General features: G+C 63.5%; 19 protein-coding genes. 14 read left to right on the top strand and 5 right to left on the bottom strand.

What is annotated here, in order from left to right; all coding sequences use genetic code 11:
- Window positions 1–41: 41 nt before the first annotated feature.
- From BUS42_RS37710 to BUS42_RS37675, 8 genes are all read left to right on the top strand, one after another.
- The gene (locus BUS42_RS37710) at window positions 42–1037 is read left to right on the top strand and encodes a thioredoxin family protein (protein ID WP_074316398.1); all 996 of its coding nucleotides are present in this window, start codon (window positions 42–44) and stop codon (window positions 1035–1037) included.
- A 713-nt stretch (window positions 1038–1750) separates the two neighbouring features.
- On the top strand, window positions 1751–6391 hold the full coding sequence (locus tag BUS42_RS37705; protein ID WP_074317514.1) for a tetratricopeptide repeat protein: 4641 nt from the start codon (window positions 1751–1753) through the stop codon (window positions 6389–6391).
- 350 nt (window positions 6392–6741) lie between these two features.
- Window positions 6742–8283 (top strand): class II fumarate hydratase, encoded by a 1542-nt coding sequence (locus tag BUS42_RS37700; RefSeq protein ID WP_074316396.1) that lies wholly within the window; start codon window positions 6742–6744, stop codon window positions 8281–8283.
- Between the two features lie 76 nt (window positions 8284–8359).
- Window positions 8360–9067: a hypothetical protein gene (locus BUS42_RS37695; protein WP_074316394.1), complete on the top strand. Its 708-nt coding sequence runs from the start codon at window positions 8360–8362 to the stop codon at window positions 9065–9067.
- 32 nt (window positions 9068–9099) lie between these two features.
- On the top strand, window positions 9100–9525 hold the full coding sequence (locus tag BUS42_RS37690; protein WP_074316393.1) for a hypothetical protein: 426 nt from the start codon (window positions 9100–9102) through the stop codon (window positions 9523–9525).
- Between the two features lie 162 nt (window positions 9526–9687).
- Window positions 9688–11127, top strand: a complete 1440-nt coding sequence (locus BUS42_RS37685; protein ID WP_074316390.1) for a hypothetical protein — start codon at window positions 9688–9690, stop codon at window positions 11125–11127.
- Window positions 11128–11262: 135 nt separating this feature from the next.
- Entirely contained in the window at window positions 11263–12474 is a 1212-nt protein-coding gene (locus BUS42_RS37680; protein WP_074316388.1) for a 2,3-bisphosphoglycerate-independent phosphoglycerate mutase, read from the top strand.
- Between the two features lie 84 nt (window positions 12475–12558).
- The gene (locus BUS42_RS37675) at window positions 12559–13026 is read left to right on the top strand and encodes a molybdopterin-dependent oxidoreductase (protein WP_074316386.1); all 468 of its coding nucleotides are present in this window, start codon (window positions 12559–12561) and stop codon (window positions 13024–13026) included.
- Window positions 13027–13034: 8 nt separating this feature from the next.
- Here BUS42_RS37675 and BUS42_RS37670 read toward each other — a convergent pair whose 3' ends face one another.
- On the bottom strand, window positions 13035–13946 hold the full coding sequence (locus BUS42_RS37670) for a DUF1559 family PulG-like putative transporter (protein ID WP_074316384.1): 912 nt from the start codon (window positions 13944–13946) through the stop codon (window positions 13035–13037).
- Between the two features lie 360 nt (window positions 13947–14306).
- On the opposite strand from BUS42_RS37670, the gene BUS42_RS37665 reads away from it, so the two are divergent.
- The 3 genes from BUS42_RS37665 (at window position 14307) to BUS42_RS37650 (ending at window position 16340) form a co-directional block, all read left to right on the top strand.
- Window positions 14307–14675 carry a pilus assembly protein PilZ gene (locus BUS42_RS37665; RefSeq protein WP_074316382.1) on the top strand — a complete coding sequence of 123 codons (369 nt, stop codon included), beginning with the start codon at window positions 14307–14309 and terminating at the stop codon, window positions 14673–14675.
- A 270-nt stretch (window positions 14676–14945) separates the two neighbouring features.
- Complete coding sequence (locus BUS42_RS37660; RefSeq protein ID WP_074316379.1) at window positions 14946–15524, top strand: hypothetical protein; 579 nt, start codon at window positions 14946–14948, stop codon at window positions 15522–15524.
- A gap of 603 nt (window positions 15525–16127) precedes the next feature.
- Window positions 16128–16340 carry a hypothetical protein gene (locus tag BUS42_RS37650; protein WP_074317512.1) on the top strand — a complete coding sequence of 71 codons (213 nt, stop codon included), beginning with the start codon at window positions 16128–16130 and terminating at the stop codon, window positions 16338–16340.
- A 114-nt stretch (window positions 16341–16454) separates the two neighbouring features.
- Here BUS42_RS37650 and BUS42_RS37645 read toward each other — a convergent pair whose 3' ends face one another.
- The 3 genes from BUS42_RS37645 to BUS42_RS37635 form a co-directional block, all read right to left on the bottom strand.
- Entirely contained in the window at window positions 16455–17282 is an 828-nt protein-coding gene (locus BUS42_RS37645) for a sigma-70 family RNA polymerase sigma factor (protein WP_074316374.1), read from the bottom strand.
- Window positions 17283–17441: 159 nt separating this feature from the next.
- On the bottom strand, window positions 17442–17738 hold the full coding sequence (locus BUS42_RS37640; RefSeq protein WP_074316372.1) for a hypothetical protein: 297 nt from the start codon (window positions 17736–17738) through the stop codon (window positions 17442–17444).
- Window positions 17739–18124: 386 nt separating this feature from the next.
- On the bottom strand, window positions 18125–19372 hold the full coding sequence (locus tag BUS42_RS37635; protein ID WP_083671266.1) for an AAA family ATPase: 1248 nt from the start codon (window positions 19370–19372) through the stop codon (window positions 18125–18127).
- 510 nt (window positions 19373–19882) lie between these two features.
- Between BUS42_RS37635 and upp the strand changes: the two genes are divergently transcribed.
- Genes upp through BUS42_RS37620 form a run of 3 tightly spaced genes read left to right on the top strand, consistent with a single transcriptional unit; the run spans window position 19883 to window position 22778 of the window.
- Window positions 19883–20515, top strand: a complete 633-nt coding sequence (gene upp, locus BUS42_RS37630; protein WP_074316368.1) for a uracil phosphoribosyltransferase — start codon at window positions 19883–19885, stop codon at window positions 20513–20515.
- A 51-nt stretch (window positions 20516–20566) separates the two neighbouring features.
- Window positions 20567–21868, top strand: a complete 1302-nt coding sequence (locus tag BUS42_RS37625; protein WP_074316366.1) for a thymidine phosphorylase — start codon at window positions 20567–20569, stop codon at window positions 21866–21868.
- Window positions 21869–21917: 49 nt separating this feature from the next.
- Entirely contained in the window at window positions 21918–22778 is an 861-nt protein-coding gene (locus BUS42_RS37620) for a purine-nucleoside phosphorylase (protein ID WP_074316364.1), read from the top strand.
- Between the two features lie 76 nt (window positions 22779–22854).
- On the opposite strand, the gene BUS42_RS37615 is transcribed toward BUS42_RS37620, so the two are convergent.
- Window positions 22855–24210: a (Fe-S)-binding protein gene (locus tag BUS42_RS37615; protein ID WP_074316362.1), complete on the bottom strand. Its 1356-nt coding sequence runs from the start codon at window positions 24208–24210 to the stop codon at window positions 22855–22857.
- Window positions 24211–24224: the final 14 nt, after the last annotated feature.

Here is a 24224-nt window from a genome sequence, read left to right as displayed (position 1 = left end):
CTGAGCTTCTAGTTCACGACGTCGAACGACGGAGATGCTCTATGACTCATCGCAAGTCCCGGTCGATCGGGATGGGCCTTGTCGCCCTCCTTGGATTCGGTTCGGTGTGGCTGGATGGGAGAGTGGCCGAAGGCGCGGGTCCCGGCGTGATCGAGTGGCGATCCGACCTTCAACGTGCCAGTGTCGAAGCCAAGACCAAGCAACGATTGCTTTGGATCCAGTTTACAGGTTCTTGGTGCCATTTTTGTACCTTGATGGATCGTGAGTCGTTTATCCATCCCAAGATCATCAGCCAATCCCGTCAACATTTTGTTCCGATCAAATTTCAAAGTGACACAAATGAAGAGTTGGCGTCACGACTCGGCGTGACCGGACTTCCCGCAACGATCCTGGTCACCCCCGCGGGTGAGATTGTCGCCAAGCACGAAGGTTATCTCGACCCGGAGACGTTCCACACGTTCCTCGAATCGGCCCGAGTTCGCATGGAAGGCGCAGCGGTCGCGAACCGGACAGCCGCCGCCCCGGCTCCTCCCGGGGCCCGTGTCGAGGCGAGTTTGGCGCTCGCCGGTTATTGTCCGGTCAGTCTGGTTCAGGATCACCGGCTCGTGGCGGGACAGAATGCCGTGAGCCTGGAGCACGAGGGCCGGGTCTATCGCTTCGCCGACCCGATCGCCCGCGGCACGTTCCAGCGGCAGCCGGAACGGTTCATTCCGGTCAATAGTGGCCGATGCCCGGTCCACCAAGTCGACCGCGGGACCGCCAAGTCGGGTGAGGCTCGCTTTGGGGTCCTCTACCAAGGTCATCTCTACCTCTGCGCTGATGAGCCCGGTCGCGTGCGGTTCATGAAGAATCCCGATCGCTACTGCCATGTCGACACGGCCGACCGGGGGCTTTGCCCGCATTGCTGGGGGCACGACTTCGTGCTTGCTAAGGGGCAGCCGCATTGGTCGCCAGCTCATGATGGGTTGCGTGTCACGACCGCCGAGCGCGAGACCCGCGAGGCGGCGCGCCGCCCCGAGTCCTCGACTCGGCGCTGACGGCGCTTTGGCCGCGAACAACGTCAGGTCCGGGGACCAGGGCCACCTGGCCCCCTTCTCCTGCGTGGTGGGCGATCCTCAGCCACTCAGGTCGAAAACGTTCCGGCGGTTGATGAGCACGCGCGGTTCCCCTTCGACACGTTCCGTTTTGGATCCCTGGCCGGGGCGGGCCAGTCATCAAGCGGAACGTGTCATTTTTTTTGGAAGGCTTGTCAGTTTCCGCGCCTGGATTTCGAATCAAAGGGCTGGCCACGAAGTGATTTCGAGCGTGACGCGCCCGCGCCGGAAGTGGGCGAATTTTCTTGAAGTCTCAGAGCGGAGTCTCTATCCTGGCACCTTGCCTGGATGTTGGTGCACGAACTGCAACGGATTGCGACCTCGCTGAGGTATCAGGGCAGAAGGCATTGCCGTTCCCCCCTCCCTCTCAGAATTCGCACTCCCTTCGTGAGTCGCCCCGCTTCCGGCATGATTCGTTTCTCGGCAGCGTGAAGGAACGGGGTCCGTTCCCTTGCGTCAGGTCCGCTGAGCTCGGTCCGGGTTGAGACCGATCCCGGTCTGAGCGCGTACCACGTTTCAGGCTGCCACGCCCCTGCTCCGACTGGTTTTCCATCGCCGCGCACCTTTGGTCCGCACCTCAGACCCGGATGGTCGAGCGTTCGGGAGTCCCCACGATCGTCGCGGTCCGGCACCATGAGCTGAAGGAGATGAGCCCGATGACCGTCCGCTGGAAACCCCTCCTGGTCCTCTCCGGACTGTTTCTTGTGATCGCCATAGTTGGCGTTGTCGCCATTGCCTACACCCTCATCCCACAAGGGTCGAGCGATATCTTGCCCCAGGCGAGGGCCGCGCGATCCGCCAAGCAGTACGAGAAGGCCCTGATCCATTACAAGCGCGCTCTTCAGAAGGATGGGCGGAACGCCGCGATCCATGAAGAGATCGCCAAGATGTATGGTGAGTGGGCCGAGCAAGTGCCGCCAGAGAAGAAGCCGGAGATCCAGTACGGCAGGATCGAGTCACTCATCGCCGCGGCCCGATACGGCAAGACCTTGAAGGAACCGCGCCGGCTTTTGCTGGCCGATGCCGTCAAGCGAGGCGTCCGGCCCGACATCCTCCTCTGGGCGGGCGAGCTTCATGGGTTGGAACCGAGCAACGGTGACGCCCGCTACATGCTCGCCTCCGAGGAGCTGGAAGATAAGGCGCCCAAGGTTCCCGACGTCAAGCGCCACCTCGACGCACTTGTTGCCGCCAAGGCTGCGCCGGTCCGGATCACCTGGATCAAGGCCAAGCTCGCCCAGCAGCTCCGCGATTCGGCGGCCGTCGCCGAGGCGTTGAAGCAGGGGAGAACGCTGAGCCTTCCCGCCGATGCCGACCTGGTCGATCGGATGGCCTTGCTCCGGCTTCGTGAGCTCGATGTCTTGACGACCGAACCCACTGAGTTGGACGCGTTGGCCGAGAGGGTCAAAGCCCTTCAGGCCGAGGTGCAGACCGTGCTCGGGGACTCGCCCCTGGCGCCGACCCGGCTCGCTCGGCTCAGCGCTCTTCTGGAAGGGGTCCAGAAATCGCTGCTCCGGATCGCTTCCACCTCGGAGCCGAAAACGAGGGACTCGCTGGTGAGTCTGGTCGATGCGATCGATGGAAACGTCGAAAGCCTGTTTCAGAAGGCGCTCGAGGAATCCAACCGGCCGGAGCTTCAGGTCTACCTGAGCTATGCCGAACATCTGCGGTTTCGAGCCAAGCGGGACCAGTGCCTCGCACTGGTTGAGAAAGCCCTCCGACTGCCGTCGGCCGCTCGCCCGAACAACGCCGAGACCGTGCTCGGGTTGCACACCATCGCGGTTGAGGTGGCTCTGAGCAATGCCGAAGACGCCGACCGCTTCACCAAGGCCAACCCGCATATCGCCAAGCTCGTGGAGTCTTCCTCCACGATTTACCAGGGGCTGGGGCATCTCTTCCTGGGCTCGATCGAGCTGGAAAACTCCGGGGTGAGTGGGACGGGCCGAAAAAAGACGCCGCCGACCGCGCCGAATCCGGCGCAACTGAAGCTCCGCGCCAGCGCTCTGAACCATTTGAAGCTCGCGGCGACTCAGCTTCCTGAGTTCGCCGAGGCCCAGGCACGTTACGGGGTCGCCTTGGTCCTCTCGTTGGAGTCCGGCCTTGGCCGGCAATATCTCCAGCGGGCGATGCAAATGGGGACTCTCGAACCCCAGTATCAGATCTGGGCGGCTTGGTCGATCGTGCAGGCGGGATACCCCGAAGAGGCCGCGCCGATCGTCGACAGCCTTCTCGCCCAGGTGGCCCAGGGCCGTCTGCCGAGCGAGCTCGCGGGGACGCTCCACCTGTTGAACGGCGAAGTCCACCAGGCGCGGCGCAGTCCCGAGGACCTCAAGCTCGCTCTCGCGGAATACGAGAAGTCGTTCGCCAAGGGCGAGACGCCTACGCCTCCCGTCCAACTCCGTCTGGCCCAGATCGAGGGTCAGCTTGGAAAAACGGAGGAAGCCCTCAAGCGGATCGATTCCCTTCGGAAGCAGGGCGCGGGGGGACCGGCCGCCGAGCACCTCGCGGTCCTGATCCTTGACGAGCAGGGGAAACACACCGAGGCGCGAACCATCCTCGACGAGGCGAGGAAGCAATTCCCCGATAGCGATGAGCTGGTGGGGCTCGACGCGGCCATGCTCGTGAAAGCGGAAAAGATCGAGGAGGCGGACGCTGTCCTCGCCGACTTTATCACCCGCAACCCCGACAACATCGGGATCACGCTGACACGAGCCCAACTGCTCTCCGACACGCTCAAGAAGCCCGAAGAAGCCCGCAAGGTCCTGCTGAGCGTGGCCGATCGAAGCGACAACTCCGGGCCGCTCGTTCAGCTCGCCCTGCTCGATCTCCGCAAGCACGACCACGCCGCGGTCGCCGCCACCATCGCCAAGATCCGGTCACGCTGGAAAGAAGCCGCGATCGGCGACCTTCTCGATGCCCAGCTCTCGCTCGACGAGAACGACCTGACCGGCGCGGTCACGCACTTTGAGGCCGCCCTCAAGAAAGATCCGGGCAACAAGCTCGTCCAGTTCTGGAAGGCTCAGCTCGATAGCCGCACCGGAGCCACCGAGGAAGCGCGCGAATCGCTCGAAGAAATCGCCCGGGCCAAGCCGACCAAGGAGGTGGACGGCGGTCTCTCGCTGTTGACCGCCGCCGAGTCTTCCCTGGCAGCGATCGCGCTCGAATCGGGCGACCCCGACGGCGCGATCAATCGGCTCGAAGTCCTCCGCGGCAACGGCCAAAACAACCTCGGCGGCCTGAGCCGCGCCGACCGCTGGCAACTCGTCACGGCGTACTCGGCCAAGGGCGAGTGGGCGACCGCAAAGCGGGAAATCGCCTCGCTCTTGAACGACACGAAGAACAAGCCGACCTTCGACGAACGGGTCCGAGGCGCCAACTATTATCGGGTTCATGACGAGGACGCCGCGGCACTCGCTCAGCTCGATTACGTGATCCAGGTCGACCCGGCCCATCCGCCCGCGGTCGTTTCTCGGGCCTACATCCTGGCTCGGGGCAAGAAGTTCGAAGAATCTGCCGCGCTGCTCAAGCGGGCGATCGCCGCGACCACCAAGGAGAAACCCCCCGCCGTTTTCTATCTCATGCTGGCGGCGGTGGATTCCCTAACCCCCCCCAAGGAAGACGCCACGGCCCGTGCCCTGGCGACCATTGAAACGGGCCTGATCGCACAGCCCGACTCAATGGAGCTGGTTCACGCCAAGTACCGGGTGCTCCGGTCGACCCAAGGGGACAAAGCGGCCATCGCTTACGTCGAGGCCAAGGCCGAGGCGGGGCCCAAGCCGGTCTTCCGGCGAATGCTCGTGGAGATTTACAGCAAGCACAATGATTTCACCGGCGCCGAACGAGTGCTTCGCCAGCTCCTGGACGATAACCCGAAGGATTCCCTGGTCGCGGCCAACTTGGTCCGAGTCGTCGGGCTCCAAGCGATCCAAGCGTCTCAACTGAACAAGCCGGACGTCGAGCAGACCCTCAATGAGAAGGTCGCGGGAATGATCCGTGAGTTCCGCACCCGCTTCCCGACCGACCTGACGTTCCTCCAGGCGGAATGCGACCTCGCTGCGCGACGTGGCGACCTCACCCGCGCCACGGCGATCACCCACGAGATGGATAAGATCGCCAAGGGCTCCTCGAGCGGTCCCCTGACCCGGGCCAGGATTTACGCCGCGCAGGGGAGGATTCGGGAGACAGCCGAGGCCTACGCCGAAGCCCTCGAACGGAACCCGAGGCAGTTGGACGTCCAGCTCCTGCTCGGCCAGGCCAAGCTGAAGCTGAACGAGTACGCCGAAGCGATGAGCCAGGCCAAGCGGGTCTTGGAAATTGACAACGACCAGCCCGACGCCGTCCTGCTCCTGGCCCGAGCGACCGCCGCGCAGCCCGGATCCGACTCGAAGGTGGCCGCCCACCGCGCCGAAGCTATCGAGGCGCTCACGGCCGCGATCCGCAAGAATGCCAAGTTCGCCGAGGCCTACCACGAGAAATCGGAGATCCAGATCCTCCTCAAGGATCGGAAGCAGGCGATTGCGACCTTGAAGGAGGCCGTGGAAGCCAACCCTGAGGATGCGGCAGGCCTGGCCCTCCTGGTTCAGCGGCTCAGCGAAACGCGGGAGGATGGCCGCCCCGCGACCAGCGAGGAACTCGCCGAGGCGGAGAAGGTGGCCGCCCAGGTTGGCGACTCCGACGAGAAGGGGAACATGTTGCTCGCCATCGCTGTGGGCTACCACAAGGGAGGCCAGTTGACGGCCGCCCTTCCCTGGGCCAAGAAGGCGGCGTCGAAGCTCGACGTCCCCCTCGTCCACCTCAACTACGGCGACTTGCTGCTTTCGATCGCCGAAAAGACCAAGGATTCGGCCGATGCCAAGCCCTACTTCGAGAAGGCGGTCGAGCAATATGACCTCGTCTTGAAGTCTGCCGCCAATTCCGTTGAGGCGATCAACAACAAGGCCTGGATTCTCCACACCCACCTGGGACGGAGCGCACAGGCCCTCGAACTGGCCAACGGATTCCTCAAACGGGTCGACCCGGGAACCTTGCCCGGCGAGTTCTTTGACACCGTTGGCTCGATCCAGGAGGCGACTGGCCGGTCCCGCGAGGCGGAAGATTCCTACGCCAAGGGACTTCGCAAGTCGCCCGACCACCCCGTCCTGAACTATCATATGGGCAAACTCGTTGCGTCTGACCGACGTCGTGTGACCCAGGCGGGAACCTATCTCGAAAAGGCGATCGCCGGCCGCGATCGGCTCAGCCCGACGATGGCCAGTGACCTGGAATCGGTGATGAAGAAGCTGAGTTTGAAGGCGAATTGAACGTGCGACGGCTCACGGGCCTCGCGGTTTGATCCGATCCACGTGTGGCCCGCGTCGGGAATGAAGATTCCCGGCGCGGGCCGTCTCGCGTTCTGGGGCGAACGCCGACTGGCGGGCCGTCGTAGTCATTTCCAACGGGCAGACGCCGGGACGTTCACTGTGCGTGCGGACGGCCCTTGAAGATCATCAAGCACTGATGGGTTGACCAGCCGGTGGGAATGGTGTCTGGACCTGCGGGGAGTGCGCGAATCTGCTACCATAAAATTCCGTGTGAGGCTGCTGGCCCTTGAGGACGTGAGCGCTCAAGCCCATCGGTTGGATCCAACTCAAGACGGGGGGAGAGTAGAGCCTTGGCCAAGACTCGCGTGGAAAAGGATTCGATGGGACAGATGGACGTTCCGGTCGAGGCCTATTATGGAGCCCAGACCGAACGGGCCCGAAGGAACTTTCAGGTCAGCCCGCTCCGGTTCCCTCGGTCGTTCATTCGGGCGCTGGGGCTGATCAAAAAAGCCGCGGCCCAGGTCAATATGGATCTCCGCCTGCTCCCAGCCGAACTCGGCGAACGGATCGTCTTGGCCGCCCAAGCCGTGGCTGATGGGTTGCACGACGATCAATTCGTCGTCGACATTTTTCAGACCGGCAGCGGCACCTCGACCAACATGAACGCGAACGAGGTGATCGCCGGGGTCGCCAATGAGTTCTTCAACAGCGGCGTTCGGGGAGGCAAGTCGCCGGTTCACCCCAACGACGCGGTCAATATGGGGCAGTCGTCGAACGACGTGATTCCCACGGCGATTCACATCGCCGCCTTGGAAGCAATCGAGAAGCACCTCAGCCCCGCGCTGACCCACCTTCACGAACGACTCGAGGCAAAAGCTCGCGCCTTCGACGATGTCGTGAAGATCGGCCGGACCCACCTTCAAGACGCCGTCCCGATCCGGCTCGGTCAGGAATTCTCGGGATACGCCGCGCAGGTCTATCAGGGACTCTTGAGGCTGAACCGAAGTCGCGAATCGCTCGTCGAGCTGGCGATCGGCGGGACCGCGGTGGGCACGGGGATCAACACCCACGCCGAGTTCCCGAAACGGATGGCCGCGAAGCTGAGCCAGGATACGGGCCTGTCGTTCCGACCGGCGGCGAATACCTTCGAGGCGATGGCAAACCGCGACGCCGCCGTGGAGGTCTCGTCGATCCTCAAAACGGTCGCGATCAGCCTCTCCAATATCGCCAATAATATTCGCTGGCTCGCCTCGGGTCCCCGGTGCGGGATCGGCGAAATCCAGATCCCGGAGCTCCAACCGGGCAGCTCGATCATGCCCGCCAAGGTCAACCCGGTGATTCCCGAGGCCGTGATGATGGTCACCGCCCAGGTCGTCGGTAACGACGCGACCATCGCCTGGTCCAATGCCCTCGGCTCGAACTTCGACCTCAACGTGATGATGCCGGTGCTGGCCTACAACCTGCTTCAGTCGATCGACTTGCTCGCCAACGCAGCGGAGCACCTGGCCGACAAATGCGTCGATGCCGAGAAGTTCCTCGCGGGCAGCAGCGTCGTGGGTGTGGTCCGGATCGAAGCCGACGTGGAAGGATGTCGCGACCAGATCGAACGGAGCTTGGCGATGTGCACCGCCCTGGCCCCCAGAATCGGCTATGACAACGCCTCGGCCATCGCCAAGAAGGCCTACCATGACAAGGTCAACGTCCGTGAGATCGCGCTGAGCTTGGTAGGGAAGACTGCCGAGGAAGTCGAGGCGGCCCTCGGTGGCTCGGCGTCGGCCGAGACCCTCAAGAAGAAGGGGAACTACCCGACGGTCCAGGAGATCGAGGCCATGCTCGACCCGCGGGGGCAGACGATCCGGGGGACCGGCGTGGCGGGTTCAGGGGGCGGATGATCGAATCCCCCTACAGTTTGGATGTTGTGTTGGGCATCGTTCTTCTCAGGCTGGCTACGTTGAAGCGAGGACCACGATGATCGACGAACCGGACTTCTCGATCGAAGGCGAGGATCCCGCGCCGCCCGAACCAACGGCGGCCCCGCTTCCGCCCAAGGTCGTCATCGAGTACCGCGATCGGGGTTTCCCCTCGCTCCTGGTTCCGCCGCTCCTGATACTGCTCGCGGTCTTGGGGATTCTCGTCTCCCGCCGCGAGACGCCGATCGTCGTCCCCCCCCCGGTGCCGCCGCCGATTCCGACTGCGCTGGTTGACTCGAAGCCGGACCGGCCCGCGTCGGTCGAGCCGGCGCGCCCCGCGGTGGCCGCGGTTCCCAGCGAATCGGCTGCGGCGTCGCCCGCGCCATCAACTCTCGCGGCGGCCTCCGCGCTGCCGGAACTCCCCGATCTCGACGACCTGATGCCACCGTTGGCCGCGAGTGCGGCCAGCTCACCCGCACCGGCCGGTCGTCACGATGGGGCCGAATCTGCTCCCGCGATCGAAAAGAAGCCCGAGACTCCCGCCGCGGAGAGCGCGGAGGGGGGACGCGACTCCGAGCCCGTGTCAATTCGGAAGCCGATCGCCATCGTGAAAATCGAACCGGAGCCCAGGGTGGTTGCCGCGCCGCCGGTTCCACCGGTGGCTGTCGCCGAGCCACCCCCGAGGTCACAAAAGAGCAGATCCTCGGCGAAATTCGCGACGAAGCGGCACGGAAGGCGGAGGAGATTCGTAAAATTGAGGATCTGAAACCCCAGGCGCGATTTCTCGAGGTCGGCCGGATGATCAAGAAGGCCGAGGCCAGCCGAATCCCCTTCCATAAAGCCCTCAAAGATCTGTTGAAGTCTCGGCGGCCGAACATCGGTCAAGACATCGAAGCGCTCTGTAACGAGTACGGCCGGTCCACCTTGCCGGAGATTCGAGCGCACATCAACAAGATCGTGTCGACGACCTATGCACGCTCGACTCTGAAGGTTAAGGTCGAGATGATGCGGGCCTGGGGCTATCCCGAGACGATGATTTTCGACTACGTTGCCAACGGCGTCGATCGGCTCCTGGGGACCCCGGGAGGGCCGCGGGATGGAGACGACGTCCGGGTTCGGGCGGCGCGGATCCTGATCGCGATCCCCCCGCCGACGGCCGCGGGCCGCGCGGTCGCCGGCTCCGCCCCGGTTCCGACTTCCACTAATGGGCAGAGGCCACACTAAAGGAGGCTCGAAACGTCACGTCCGCATTGTTTAGTCCCGATTGGGCGACCGTTTGACGCCAGAGGCACCGGTCTTTGGGAACCGTGATTCCAGCAAAAAGAGGCGCTCAGCGGGACGATTTTACGGACAGACTTTTCCGGACTCCCTGTAAAAGGACAGTCTATGTCGAATACTGGTCGGCTCTTCTCGACTATTGTGCTAGGCGTTTCCCTCCTCCCGAGCCTCGTTTTCGCTGACCTCGACGCCAACGTCTCGACGGGGAAAAAGCTTCTCGCCGAGGGCGATGCGCTGGCCGACAAGGGAAACACAACCGAAGCCGTGGTTCTCTACAAGCGGGCGTTTGAGCAACTCCTCCCGGGGATGCGGAAGCTGCCCTTCAAACATGAAGTCAAGCGGGACGTCACAAATCGTGAAGACATGAGCGCAATGCTCATTAAAGAGATTGACGCCGAGATGACTCCGGCCGAGTTCCGAGCCAATGAGCTGGGCATGAAGGTGCTGGGGCTCTTGCCGCGCAACTTCAACCTGAAGGAGGCGATGGTCAAGGTCTACTCCGAGGAGATCGCCGCCTTCTACGACACGAAGACCAAGACCATGCACCTGATCAAGGAGCCCGCGGCCAAGGCCGAGAAGCCACCGACGTTTCTCGAGCGGCTCCTGGGGAAGACGACCGGTTTTGATAAGGATGAGAACAAGACGGTCATCGCGCACGAGTTGACCCATGCGCTGGCCGATCAGAACTTCGACCTCGACAAGATGCAGTCCGCGATCAAACGGGACGACGATCGTGACCTGGCGCTCTCCGCGTTGATCGAGGGCGAGGCGACCTTGACGATGTTCGGGGCTCAGATGGAAGACTGGAGCGGGAAGGAAGCGCCGCAGATGCCGGCCGCCGGACTCGACCGCGTCTTCAGCCTGATGATGCCCTTCATGCCACTGGCCGGAGGGGCGAGCCTGCGCGAAGCCCCGGTGGTGCTCTCCGAGACGATGATCTTCCCGTACCTTCGTGGTCTGGTCTTCTGCGCTCACCTGACGAACGAGGGCGGCTGGGCCGCGCTGAGCTTGGCCTACAAACGGCCTCCGCTCTCCACGGAGCAGATCCTTCACCCCGAGAAGTACCTGGATCAGCCCGATCCGCCCACCGCCATCGACCTCGGAAAACTCGAGGCGGGCGCGGGCTGGAACGAGCTCGGGCGCAACGTCGTCGGTGAGATGCAACTGGGAATTCTGCTCCGTCGCCACGGTGGCAAGAAGGCCGCGGCCGGCTGGGACGGTGATCGCTTCGCCGTCTTCGAGGGCCCCGACGACCGACTTGGCCTCGTCTGGTTCTCCACCTGGGACACCGAGGAGGATGCTCGCGAGTTCGAACGCGGTTACGCCGACTTCCAGAAAACCAAGGTTGCCGCCGAGGTCGATGGGGCCACTGACGCCGTCCGGAAGCTCTCCAAGGACGCCATCCCGCGCATCGAACGCCGTGGACACGATGTGGTGGTTGTCGAAGGTTTTGCGCCCGACACGACCGGGACCCTCGTCGAAGCCGCGTTCCGGGCCACCAAGACTGAAATGACGTATGCGACTCCGGCCAAGGACGAGAGCAAGTAGACTCGGTGGAGTGTTCCGGTCGATCGGTGACCGCCCCCCCCTGCTTTTTTTTCGATTGTTCAACCCATCGAAGGGAACGCCTCCCTTCCTTGGGAATGGTTGCAACCCGCCAGACTTCTTCAAGAGAATCGATTGATGTCGACGCAAGAACTGATTCGCCAACTTCGCGAGTCGAATAAGTCCAAGATTGTTCTGCTGGTCGCTGACGGTCTCGGCGGACTGCCGATCGAGCCGGGCGGAAAGACCGAGCTCGAGACCGCGGTGACGCCCAACCTCGACGCGTTCGCGGCTGAGGGCACCGTCGGCCTGAGTACACCGGTGGCCCCCGGGATCACTCCAGGGTCGGGTCCGGGACACCTCGGCCTCTTCGGCTACGACCCCCTCGTGCACGACATCGGCCGTGGCGTCCTCGAGGCGCTTGGGATCGGCGTCGAGGTCGGCCCGAAGGACGTGGCGATCCGCGGCAACTTCTGCACGATCGACGCCGAAGGGCGCGTGACTGACCGTCGCGCCGGCCGGATCCCAACCGAGACCTGCGAGGCGCTTGTCGCCAAGCTTCAGGCCGGGGTCAAGATCGAGGGCGTCGAGGTGCTCGTCGAGCCGGTCCGCGAGTACCGCCTCGTCGTTCGCTTCCGAGGCGAAGGGCTGGGGGATCAGGTCTGCGATACCGACCCGCTCACGACCGGCCTGCACACCCTCGAGCCCAAGGGAGCGGATGCCGACTCGGAGAAGACCGCGAAGATCGCCGCCGAGTTCCTGCGTCAGGCCAAGGCGATCCTCAAGGATGAACGACCGGCCAACTTCCTGATGCTTCGCGGGTTCGCCAAGTTCCCCAAGATCGACACCATGGAAGAGGTCTATGGCCTCAAATCGGTGGCGATCGCCGTTTACCCGATGTACCGCGGCCTGGCCCGCCTGGTCGGCATGACGGTCGTGGAGCCGGGCAAGACGCTCGCCGACCAGATCGAGGTGGCGAAGGCCAACTGGGACGCTTATGATTTCTTCTTCATCCATTACAAGTACACGGACAGCACCGGTGAGGATGGTGACTTCGTCCGCAAGGTGGCGATGATCGAGGCGTTCGACGCCGAGGTCCGCAAACTCCGGGCGCTCGCTCCCGACGTCCTGATCGTGACCGGGGACCATTCGACCCCCAGCCGGATGCGGGCGCACAGCTTCCACCCCGTGCCCACCTTGATCTGGGCGCCGGCGACGAGTCGTCCCGACCTGGTCACAACCTTCGGCGAGCGCCCCTGCCTTCAGGGGGGGCTCGGCCAGTTCCTGGCCAAGGACCTGATGCCGTTGGCCATGGCCCACGCGGGCCGGCTCCAGAAGTTTGGTGCCTAAATCATCGTGGGGGGTGGCGATGGGCGGGTGCCAAGCCCGAGTCGCCACCCCTTTCGAATCCGGCGGCTTCGCGAGGATCGGACCATGACGAGCTTACTCGTGCTTTCGCTTTGCCTCGGCCTGGCGCCGAGCTCGGCCACCGCCAAGGTCGAGGCGTTGCCGTTTGACCCCTCGGCCTGGAAAAGTTCGCCGCAGGTTGAGCTCCGGGTGACCGAGTCGGGCAAGCCGGTGACCTACACCGGGGTCCCCCTGGCGACCGTGCTGAAGGATCGGCTGGCTGGCAAGCCGGCGATGGCGGCTCTACGGTCGCTCTCCGACCAGGTGATTCTCGTGTCGGCCGCTGATGGCTATCGAGTTGCAGTCTCGGCGGCGGCCGCGGCCATGGATCCCAAGGGGGAACGCTACCTGCTCGCCCTCAAACGCGATGGTCAACCGTTGGGAGACCAGCAAGGTCCAGTGCGCTTGATCGTTGCTGGAGACCCGATGCACGTCCGCTGGGTCCGGATGGTCTCCTCGCTCTCGCTGGTAAAAATCGACGCGGGGAAAGAATAAAACGCCAATCAGGGGGCGCTGGATTTCACCGGCCCGGTGGATTGTGGCGTGGCCAGCTTGCGCCAGATCTGGGGATCGACCGTGGCGCTGTACGTTTTCACTGCGCCGTCGAGGGTCAAGACGTTGACGGTGCCCAGGTGCCCGCTGGATGCGCCCATTTCGGCGGATTGTTGGTTCTGGGCGACGCAGGACGGATCCGCGTTGGGTGTGAGGGCATGTTGATAGAGTGTCGACTGCCAACTGCTGGTGAACCAGGACGCTCCCGCGTCGCCGCGCCAGGACGCGGCCTCGAGCGGGGGACAGCCGTTCGCCGTGATCGGCCCGGAGACCTCGGCGTAGTTCGCCGGGGCGTGGGTGGCCTGATTGGTCCCCACGAGTCGTTCTGAGAAGGCGGCCGTAAATTCCAGGCCGTCACCCCCCTCGATCTCCACCAGGCTCAGCTTTCGCCCCGGGGAGAAGATTCCGTTCTGGCCGTCGGGGGTATCACCCGCGTTCGCTCGATAGCTGATGGGCGCGGGGAAGTGCCCCGCGGTTGCGTTCGGGTCGCTCGGGCAAACGAACCCGGGTACGGCTTGCTCACGCGCGACGAACCCGGTCACTCGCGCGGGAAGGTGCTCCAGATCCGTGAAGTCCCGCAAGTCAGGGACCGAGAGTTCCTCGAGCAACGCCCTGAGCGGGCTGGTCCGCCGGCTCGCCTCGGTCCCCAACTCGGGGACGATCGGCAGATGCCCGATCGATCGATCATAGTTCAAGAGCGCGATGCCGAGATTCATGAGGTTTTTCTGGCATGCTGCGCGCCTGGCAACTTCGCGCTGGCGAGGCATCCGCATCGCCAGAACGAGAACGAAGATTGCGAGGACGACGAGGACGATAATGACCTCAACAAGACTGAATCCAACACGACCAATTCGTTTCGACATCGCGCGCCAACCTCTCACCGCGGCTCTCTCACTTCGAACACGAGCGACCATCGCTCTCCCCCGTCAACTTCATCTTCGCGTTCCACCACCGGAACGTCCATGGCTTTCACGCGGTTCGTACCGACCGTCTGACGTTTTGCGATGGTTCGGAATCCGCGCACGTCGTGGTGGATCTCAGCTCGCGGAACGGGGGCGAGGTGAGGAATCTTTACAACATGGATGGGCGGGTGGTGGTTCGAGAGTCTAGAGTGGAGTTATCCAATGTTCCTCGAAGTGCGATGACGCACTCGCCTTTCGCTGGCGGGAGAGGAACCCTGGGCTTCGTCTGCGTTTTTTGATCCCACTAGCAGTCTGAACGCCATGCGAAACAAACGTCTCGAAGCTGAGAACGTCAACCAGATCGAACGGCGCGGATTTCCCCGCTATCCGGCGCTCGACAACACGTCGCAAGTCGGTTGGTGGCACGCCGGCCGATTGGTGACCTCGTCCGCGCAGCTCATGGATCTGAGCCGCGAGGGCATGCTCGTGCTCGTCGACGACGAACCGAGGCACGGGGTTCCCGTCCTGATCCGGTTGATTCGGCCCACTGTCACCGGCTGGTTCGAGGCCCGCGTCGCCGAATCGCGAGCGATCCGCCAGGGGCCCTACCAATTGCGACTCGTCTTCTCCGCCGGGTTGCCGGCTCATTTTTTCGCCCTTGCCGCATCACGCTGTGAAGAAATGAATTAATACGGAATTTTCTCCGGCGGTCCAAGCGCTCGGCGATCGTTCGATTGGGTTGGGGCTCTCGGTCGGCATTTGCCGGTCGCACGATGGCAGCGACCGTGATTCCGATCCATCGGTCCTGGGGTTGCCCTTTGGTTCTGCTCTTGACGCTGTGGGGGGGACGGATAGGATGCCCTCCACTGCGAGACTCCGTGCTGTTCAACGCTCACGTCATTTCCTTGTCGTTTCGGCCGCACACAGTCAAGGGCCCCCAGGCCAAGGATGGTCATTCCCATGGCCCATGAACCACGCACGGATCTGGATTCGCTCCGCGTGATCGTCGCTCAGCTCAATGGAGCGCTCTCCGAGGCGAGCGGTGTCGTTCAAGACGTCGATCGATACCTCGCCGAGGAATTCGACATCGGGGTCTGGGCGATCAGCCGGCCTTTTGATTCCCAACGCGGCACCGGCGCGGATGGCCGTGAACTCCTGATCTCGTCGCATCTCGCCTACGGCAAAGCCGCCGGCCGGAACCGGCTCCATATTCTCGCGGCCACCTTGGACCGAGGCGAAGGCAGCGATCAATTCACGCAGATTGTTTCCGAGGAGCGCATCCCCTGGCCCCTCTGTCCGCGCGAGATCAAGCTCCATTCGTTCGCGATGCTCCCGGAACTTTTGGGGACCTTGGCCGCGAAAGCCGAGGAGATTGCCGCCCAGACCAGCCGAACGAGCGAGACGGTGCGGCAGTTGCTCGAAACCATGGGGCGACACTCCTACGGCTCCACCGAGCCCGCACTCGTCACAAATGGAGTGGGGACGGGGGTGGGTGCCGACCCCGATGCCGGTCTCTTCCGGCGTTCCCGACCTCGATAAGCGAAGCCGTCGCTTCGAGGTCGAGACAATCGGTCAATCGCCATCCTTCCGGACGCTTCGCCCCTTCCCGTCGCCCCTCGACGGAGCGATGAATCCAAGATGTGCTGACTGGCGAGGTGTCCCAGCGCCAAGGGACGCCTCGACGACGGCGATGCACGGTCCATCATGGGCCGCCTGCTGCGCAGCCGATTGGAACGCTCGACCCGGGGCGCCGGCCGTGCCGTCACTCAATCCTGTCTCGGTTGCATCTCGCGATGGTGCGCCCTCGTGTTCGGGGATTGGCCCCAACTCACCTCGATCCGGCGAACGAAAGCGGTGGTCGAACCAGCGCGGAGGGCTTGGGGCCGCGCAGTCGCTCGGGAGGATGAGCACGCTGTCGCCGAGCAACATCGGGGTCGTTTCGTTGGGTTTTTCCCACAAAACGAGAGAGTTAGCGGCAAAAAGCCGGACGCCTCTTTGTGGCAACCCGGGAATCTGTTTGTGTATCAGGTTCCGTAGGTTGATCGGGACAGCAGTGGGGCGGCCTCAAAGTTGTGGCCAGGCCCCCGCACGGTTGGAAGGGGAATAACTTTGGTTCCGCAATGTTTGAATAACCGGATCGAAATGCTGATTAATGATTTGATCGAAGAGGGTAATGTTGCGACGGCATCGCTTGCCTCGATCCTCGTGGCCGCCCAGGGGGCCGTGGCCGGAGGATACGATGTGGCCCTCTGCCGTCACGTCTGGATGGTCTCGCGTGATTGCGAGTCGACCTTGCGTGATGAGGGATCCCACGAGTATTCCGACGAGTTCATCGAACGCATCAGCCAATCTTGAAGGCTGGTCTCGATCGTATGACAACTCCGCGCCGGGGACGTTGCGTCGATCGCGTGGGACGCGGGTCGAAGCCTTCCAGGGCGAGGGCCCGAGGGGGAACTTCGAGTTGGATCGTCAGACGGTTGCGATGAGTTGTTCCATGGCTTCCTTCTCGAGTTGGCGAACGCGTTCTCGGGTCAGGCCGAGGTTTTCGCCCACTTCGCGAAGCGTCATGGGGACATACGGTTCCAAGCCGAACCGCATGCGGATTACGGTGGCTTCCCGCTCGCTCAGGCGTCCCATGTGATCGAAGACCCGCTCCAGGTCGTCCGACTCGATCAGGAGGTCGCCGGGGGCCTTGTTGCGGTCGTCGGTCAGCAGGGAGTCGAGAAGGAAGTCGTCTCCCTCCGCGCCGACGCAATGCGGTGTCAATTCGTTGACGCGGATCGCTTTGGCGACCATGCCCAACTTCTTCTTGGAGAGTTTCAACGCCTGGCCCACCTCTTCCGGAGTCGGCGTGCGCCCGAGCCGGTCGGTGAGCACCTCATTGGCCCGCTTCCACTTCGAGAGCAAGGTCACCATATAGGCGGGGAGCCGGATCGGTTTGCCATTGTTCATCACGCCGCGGCGGATCGATTGCTTGATCCAGTAGCTGGCGTAGGTGCTGAAGCGGGTTTCCATGTTGCCGTCGAACCCCTCGACGGCGCGCAGCAGGCCGAGGTTCCCCTCCTCGATCAGGTCTTCCAGGCACATGCCTTTTCCCAAGTAGCCCCGGGCGATGTTCACCACCAGTCGAAGGTTGGCCTTCACCATGTGGTCGCGAGCCAGCGGGTCTCCCATCGCAACGCGCTCCGCTAATTCGCGTTCTTCCGGCGCGGAAAGCAAAGGGGTGTCGTTGATCTCTTGGAGGTAGATCTGGAGAGTCGAACCATTGGCGGGACGTTGGGCGGCGCGAGTGCTCACGGTTGAATCCTCATGGGGGCGCTACAGTCTCAGATCACGGCTTCGTGATGCGACGGATGCGGTCACAGGGTCGGAAACCGTCGACGTCGACGGTGCCGAGTGTGCGGTGCCCAACGTCGTGGGCAGGTTTCACTCGGATCGAACCAGGACTAAGGACGCTCAGGCCGACTTCTCGTACCCCAGAGCTTGAAGCACTTCGAGGATTTCGCTCCAGGTGGGAAACATCCGGCCGCTCGACTGCTTGTAGGCCTGGATCGCCTGCATGAACTCGAGTTCGGCGGCCGTGTACTCACGCTCACACGTAGTGGGATCAATCCGCTGCCGACGCTTGCTGGCGTGCCGGGCCTTGGATGCGCGAGCGGCCCGTTCGCTGACCTTGCTCTGGGCACCGAGGATGGCGTCGGCCAAAAAAGGCTCGGACATGGCAGTCTGGATCTCTTCCGCAGCGATAGACATGAATCACTCCTCCTTCATGGGGGCTAACCGAGACGTCGCAACGTCGTGACGTCTGGTAGTCGAATCATTTCTGGAAGCGGGAGGACGGACGGCGGGCGGGTCTTCTGACTCATTCCCGATCCGACAGGACGTGGTCCGCTACACCCATCGGTGCTCGCCTCGTCCTATGCACCTACCATAGAACATGATTGCTTTCTAAGGCAAGCGAAATTGGGATTTTATCGATTATTTCTGGGAAATCGTTGAGAAACGGCCTGCGACAGGTGTCAAAACCGCGGTTTTTTAGGAATCGAGTGGGGCGGACGTCGGCTTAAATTTCCGGGAGTCGAAAGTGGCCGCCTCGAGCGTGGAACGGGTCTCGAGGTCGGGCCGCGCGGCCGGGCCGACTAGCGTTGGCGTTGGAACCGGCTCCGGAAGAATCCGCGTGGGGGCTTGGGTTCGACGGTGACCAGCGAGGGGACGAGGGTGTTCGCCATCTCGGTAAGCACGCGTTGGGTGTCACTTCGCGGCGCGATCAGGTCGATGGGAACGCCTCGGTCTCGCGCGACGTGGAAGGTTTTGGTCGCGTTGGGGATCTGCCACGAGACGGGCCGCATGAACGTTTCTTCGGCCGTCTGGATCGACAGGGTGTTCCGGAGCGAACCGACCCGGTTGGCGACGATCTGAACCCGTTCGGAGAGTCCGTCAAATCCTTTGAGGCAATTCAGGAGCCTCACCGTGTTCTTCACGGAGGTCAAGTCGAGTTGCACGACCACGAGGATCACGTCGGCGGCGTCGTAGGCGATGAAGTCGGAGGTTTGAAGGCTTTTGCTGGTGTCGAGCACGACTGCGGAGAACGTGGACTGAAGGAGTTTGAGCGTGTCGGGCAGGTGCTCGGGGGCGAGCCTTGCGGCATCGATCAACTCGTGGGGGCGAGGCAACACGTAGAGGCCCGACTGATGCCGGCAGAGCATCCGTTTCAACAAGGTGGAGTCGAGTCGATCGACGCTGTTGACGATCTCGATCAGAGTATTCTCGGGGACGACGTCAAGTAGCGTATCAACGGCGCCGAACATGAGCTCGAAGTCGGCGATGACCACGTCCCTCCCAGGGGTTTTGGCCAAGGTGGTTGCCAGGTTAACGGCCAACGACGTGCAGCCAACCTCGCCCGATGCCCCGGTGACGACGATCGTTTTGGATTTCGGAACCATGCCGGCTGGTGGTGTCTGGACTTGGCTGAGGGGGGCCGGGTGATGCGCGGGAGCGCGAGACGGTTCGCCTTGAGCCATCGCCGTGATCGTGTTGAGGAGCAACTCGTTCGAGATCGGCAGGGTGACGATCTCGCTCGCTCCACTTTTGACCAGATTGACGACGGTCCTGGTCTCCGCGGCGTGGGTCGCCGCGATGATCGAGGCATGAGGGGCCTGCTCCACGAGCGCCCGGATCAGTTTGGCCGCCTCGTCCGGGTTCGCGTCCGCGACCACCACCGTCACCTCGGGGCGGATCTCGGCCGCGCGTTGGACCGCGACCGAGTAGGCGGCGCAGACCTCCGCAAGCCAGATCGAGCCCAACTGCTCGAATTGAGCGAGCAGAGACCGACGAGACGCTTCGTGAGGATCAACCAATAAGACACGGACACCGCCATTCATAGCCATGGAATCCCACCGTCCGAAATCTCAGTGAGAAGGGTCGAAGTCAGGCCGGTCCGCCGCGTGCTTTGGCCACGCCATCCAAGGCACGAACTGACATTCCCGGAACGTTCCCAATACGAAACCCTAGCTCGTTTCCTGGCGATGAACCAGAACTCGAGTTGCGTTTCTTAAGAAATACTGGGACACGGTTTCGGTCTTGCGCACGGAACGAAATGGAATTGTCATGAAAGGCTTTGCTTGTAGTTCCCTAAATAAAGATTTTGTAAAGGTTTGGGTTCATGGAGGGTCCATCCCCGCGAACGAGGATTGCTCGCGTTATTGAGTATCTGAGACGGTGATCCGGGGCGACTCTCCCCGTCCTGGGCAAACTCTGCTCGGGTCGGCCCTTGGACTCATGAGCGGTCAGGTTCTTTGGCGTCGGAGGAAAAGCAACGGACAGCTCGCCCCAAGGCTCGGGTCGTAAGGTAGGATCGAGTGAAATCGCGACTCCCTTCGTGCTTGAAGGAGGCCTCAGTGCCATTGGTTTTCCCGTCGACGCACCCCCTCGTACTTCATCAACTCGCAAGTTTGCGGGATGCGCGAACGCGGCCGCCCGAGTTTCGGAGGTTGGTTCGGACCCTGGCGATCCTGCTGGCCCAGGAGGCGACCGTCGACCTGCCGACCCGACCGGTTGAGGTCCCGACCCCATTGGGTCCGTCACCCTCCTGGGAGTTGGCCGATAGGATCGGAATCGTGCCGATTCTCCGTGCCGGACTCGGAATGGCCGAGGGGGTGCTCGAACTCATCCCGGATGCCCAGGTCTGGCACGTCGGCGTCTATCGCGACGAGCAAACGCTACGTCCGATGGAATACTATAAGAAGCTGCCCGCGAACCCGAGGATGACCATCGCCCTGGTCGTCGACCCGATGTTGGCGACCGGTGGATCGGCCGCTCACGCCTGCTCGGTCCTGAAGGCGGCTGGCGTGACTCGGATCAAGTTGATCTCCCTGATCGCGGCCCCCGAGGGGATCGCCTTCATGAGCCAGGCGATGCCCGACGTGCCGATCCACGTGGGCGTGGTCGATGACCACCTCAATGAGGTTGGGTTCATCTACCCCGGCCTGGGAGATGCTGGCGATCGCCAGTTTGCGACCTCGCTTGACTGAAACGGTGCGAGCTCGCCCTCACGAACCAGGGGTTGCCGGGAGGTCTCATCAATGCGAGCGGTGGACATCATTCGCAAGAAACGGGACGGTCATGCGTTGAGCGTTCCGGAGATCGGCTGGATGGTCGCGGGCCTGGTGAGTGGCGAGGTGGCCGACTACCAGTGGTCGGCCTTGCTCATGGCCATCGTCTGGCGCGGGATGGATGCGACGGAAACGACGGCGTTGACCGATGCGATGATGCGTTCCGGCTCGGTCGTCGACCTCTCGGCCACGCCCGGCCTGAAGGTTGATAAGCATAGCACCGGCGGGGTCGGCGACAAGACGTCCTTGATCCTGGCGCCGATCGCGGCCGCGGCGGGCGTCCTGGTGCCGATGGTCTCGGGCCGAGGGCTCGGCCACACCGGCGGCACGCTCGACAAGTTGGAGTCGATCCCTGGCTTCAACGTTCACCTCGACCTGGAACGCTACAAGCAGGTGCTCGAGGAGTGCGGCCTCGTGCTGATCGGCCAGACCGCCGAGATCGCCCCGGCGGATAAGCATCTCTATGCGCTGCGCGACGCGACGGCCACCGTCGAATCGATTCCTCTGCTCGCCTCGTCGATCATGTCGAAGAAGCTGGCCGAGGGGATCGACGGGCTGGTCCTCGACGTGAAGACCGGCAACGGTGCCTTTCTGGAGCGGCTCGAGGATTCCCGAACCCTGGCCGAGACGATGTGCGCCATCGGCCGTTCCCTTGGCAAGCGGATCCGCGCGGTGATTTCCCGGATGGATCAGCCCTTGGGTTGCGCCGTGGGGAATGCGCTCGAGGTGGTCGAGAGCATCGCCTGTCTCCGGGGCGAGGGCCCGTCGGACCTGGTCAACCTCTCGGTAGAGTTGGCGGCCGAGATGGTCGTCTTGGCGGAGCAAGCGGCGACCTTGGCTGAAGCTCGTGCGCTCTGTCATCGGACGATCGCCGATGGATCGGCGCTCGCGCGATTTCGGAAGCTCGTGGCCGTCCAGGGGGGCGACCCCCGCGCGGTCGACGACCCCGGCCGGTTGCCCAAGGCGCAGCGCCTGGTCGAGGTTCTCTCACCGCGCTCAGGCTACGTCCAATCCCTGGCCGCCTGGCCGATCGGCCAGGCGACGATGCTTCTGGGGGCGGGTCGAGCCCGCGTGGATTCGGTCGTGGACCCGGCCGTCGGCCTCGTCCTGGACAAGAAAGTGGGCGACCCGGTCGAGGCGGGCGAGCGGCTCGGCACGGTCCATGTGAATGACGAGTCGCGACTCGCGCAGGCGGTGGCGATGATTCATGACGCCGTCACGATCGGTGACCTTCGACTCGAACCCGACTCCCTAATCGTCGAACGGATCTGACGCCAACGCATTCGTAGGTATCCTCAGCCACCCTTTCGGAGACCGGGCCATGCCGCCGATCGAACTTGACGCTCGCGCGAGCGAAGCCGCCCGGGTGATTCGTGCGACCCTGCCCGAGCCACCCCAGGTCGCTCTCGTCCTCGGATCGGGCCTCGGTGCCTTGGCCGACCGCCTGGCCGACCGTGTGGTCATCCCGTACGCACAGATTCCCCATTTTCCTCGGCCGACGGTCGAGGGCCACGAGGGCAACCTGGTTGCCGGTTCCATCGGCGGCTCGCCTCTCCTGGTCCTCCAAGGACGGTTCCACTATTACGAGGGCTACGACCTCGACGAGGTCACGTTTCCGATTCGCGTCCTCCAGCGTCTCGGTGTGCGGACCCTGATCCTGACCGCGGCCACGGGAGGGATCGCCTTGTCGCTCCAGGCGGGTTCAATCGTTTGCCTGGAGGATCACCTCAACCTGATCGGCGCGAACCCGTTGCGCGGGCCGAACGACCGGCGGCTCGGCGCTCGCTTCCCCGACATGTCCGAAGTCTACTCCCGCCGGCTCCGAACCTTCGCCTACGAGGAAGCGAGCCAACTTGGACTCGACCTTGCCTCCGGGGTCTACGCATGCCTGCCGGGCCCGAGTTACGAGACCCCCGCCGAGATCCGGATGCTCCGCACCCTCGGCGCCGACGTGGTCGGGATGTCCACGGTCCCGGAGGCGATCGTGGCTCGGCACGCGGGGCTTGACGTGCTCGCCTTCGCCGTCGTCACCAACGCCGCGGCGGGTGTTTCCGGCGGCCTCATCAGTCACGTGGAGGTGGTCGAGGCCGGTCAAGCGGCGACCCCACGCCTTGGCGCTCTGATCGAACGCTTCGTGCAACGGCTCGATGCCGAAGCCCGCCCGCTACCCCAGCAACAGTAGTACATCTGGCCCGGCCGTGGTGTCTGATTCCACCGGCCGGGCCGTGCGGCCGGTGCGCAATCGATTGTTGGGTTGATTATTTCTTAGGTTCGCCGCCATAGGCCCTGTCGAGTAGGTCGACGGGGTGAACCACCTTCATCGGGCTACCGCGTTCCTTGATCTTGCGAGCGATCTGGAGGATGCAGCCGACATTGCCCGTCGCCACCACTTCGGCCCCGGTCGCGGCGAGGTGGTCCATCTTGCGGATCCCGAGTCGTTCCGACATCTCAGGCTGGGTCAGGTTGTACGTCCCCGCGGCACCGCAGCAGATCTCGGTTTCCTCGAGCGGAACGAGCTCGACCCCGGGGATCATCGCGAGCAACTGGCGCGGCTGGCTTCGAATCTGCTGGCCGTGACAGAGGTGACAAGCGTCGTGATACGTCACCTTCATCGGCAGTGAGTGGGTCGGCTTGATCGGGCCGAGTGCGACCAGGAACTCGGAGATATCGCGTACCTTGGCCGTGAACTGCTCGGCGGCCGTATGGTCGGCGGCAGGCAGAAGGTGCGGATAATCTTTGAGCATGGCGCCGCAGCCGGCGGCGTTGACGATGATCGCGTCGTACTGGGTCGGATCGAAGGCCGCGATGTTCTGCCGGGCGAGCTCGAGTGCCGGTTCTTCGACACCCGAGTGGTAATGAATCGCGCCGCAGCAGACCTGGCTCCGCGGGACGACGACCTCGCACCCGTTCTGCTGGAGCACACGGGCCGTGGCCGCGTTGGTCTCGGGATACATCGCGTCGGCCACGCAGCCGAGGAACAAGGCCACTCGCGCACGCTTGGGGCCGATCGCCGGCAGAACCTCCGGCAAGTGGCCGTGGCTCCCGGTGAGGTCGGGAAGCATGGCCTGCATCCGCCGCAAGGTCGGCGGCAAGAGCTTGGTGAGCCCGACCTTCTCGGCCCAGTTGATCAGGCCGACGCGCTGGAGCAACCGGGCCGGCATCAGGGCGAGCTTCACCCGCCCCGAGTAGGGGAACAGGTGGTGAAGGATCAGGCGGCGCAGCAGGCTCGTCCGTTCCGAGGCGGGAGCGGTGCGCTGGAGGGCGACCTTGAACGGCTCGATAATCTTGCCGTATTGGACCCCCGAGGGGCAGGCACTCTCGCAGGCCCGGCAGTCGAGACAGAGGTCGAGGTGTTCGCGAACCTCGGGGCTGAAATCGAGCCGGCCGTCGGCCACCGCGCGCATCAAGTAAATGCGCCCGCGCGGGCTGTCGTTCTCGTCGCTGGTCTCGAGGTAGGTGGGGCAACTCGCGGTGCAGAGGCCGCAGTGGACGCAATCCTGATAGAGCCGGTAGTCGATCTTGCTCGTGAGCCAGTCGAGGTCGACGCTCGATTCCTGAGCGGGTCGGACCGGCGGCTTGGACTCCGTCTTCGATTCGGGCGTCGCGATCGCCATGCAGGATTGCCTCG

The sequence above is a fragment of the Singulisphaera sp. GP187 genome, from assembly GCF_900129635.1.
In the GTDB taxonomy this organism is placed as follows: domain Bacteria; phylum Planctomycetota; class Planctomycetia; order Isosphaerales; family Isosphaeraceae; genus Singulisphaera.
This window is presented reverse-complemented; position numbering and strand designations above follow the sequence as displayed.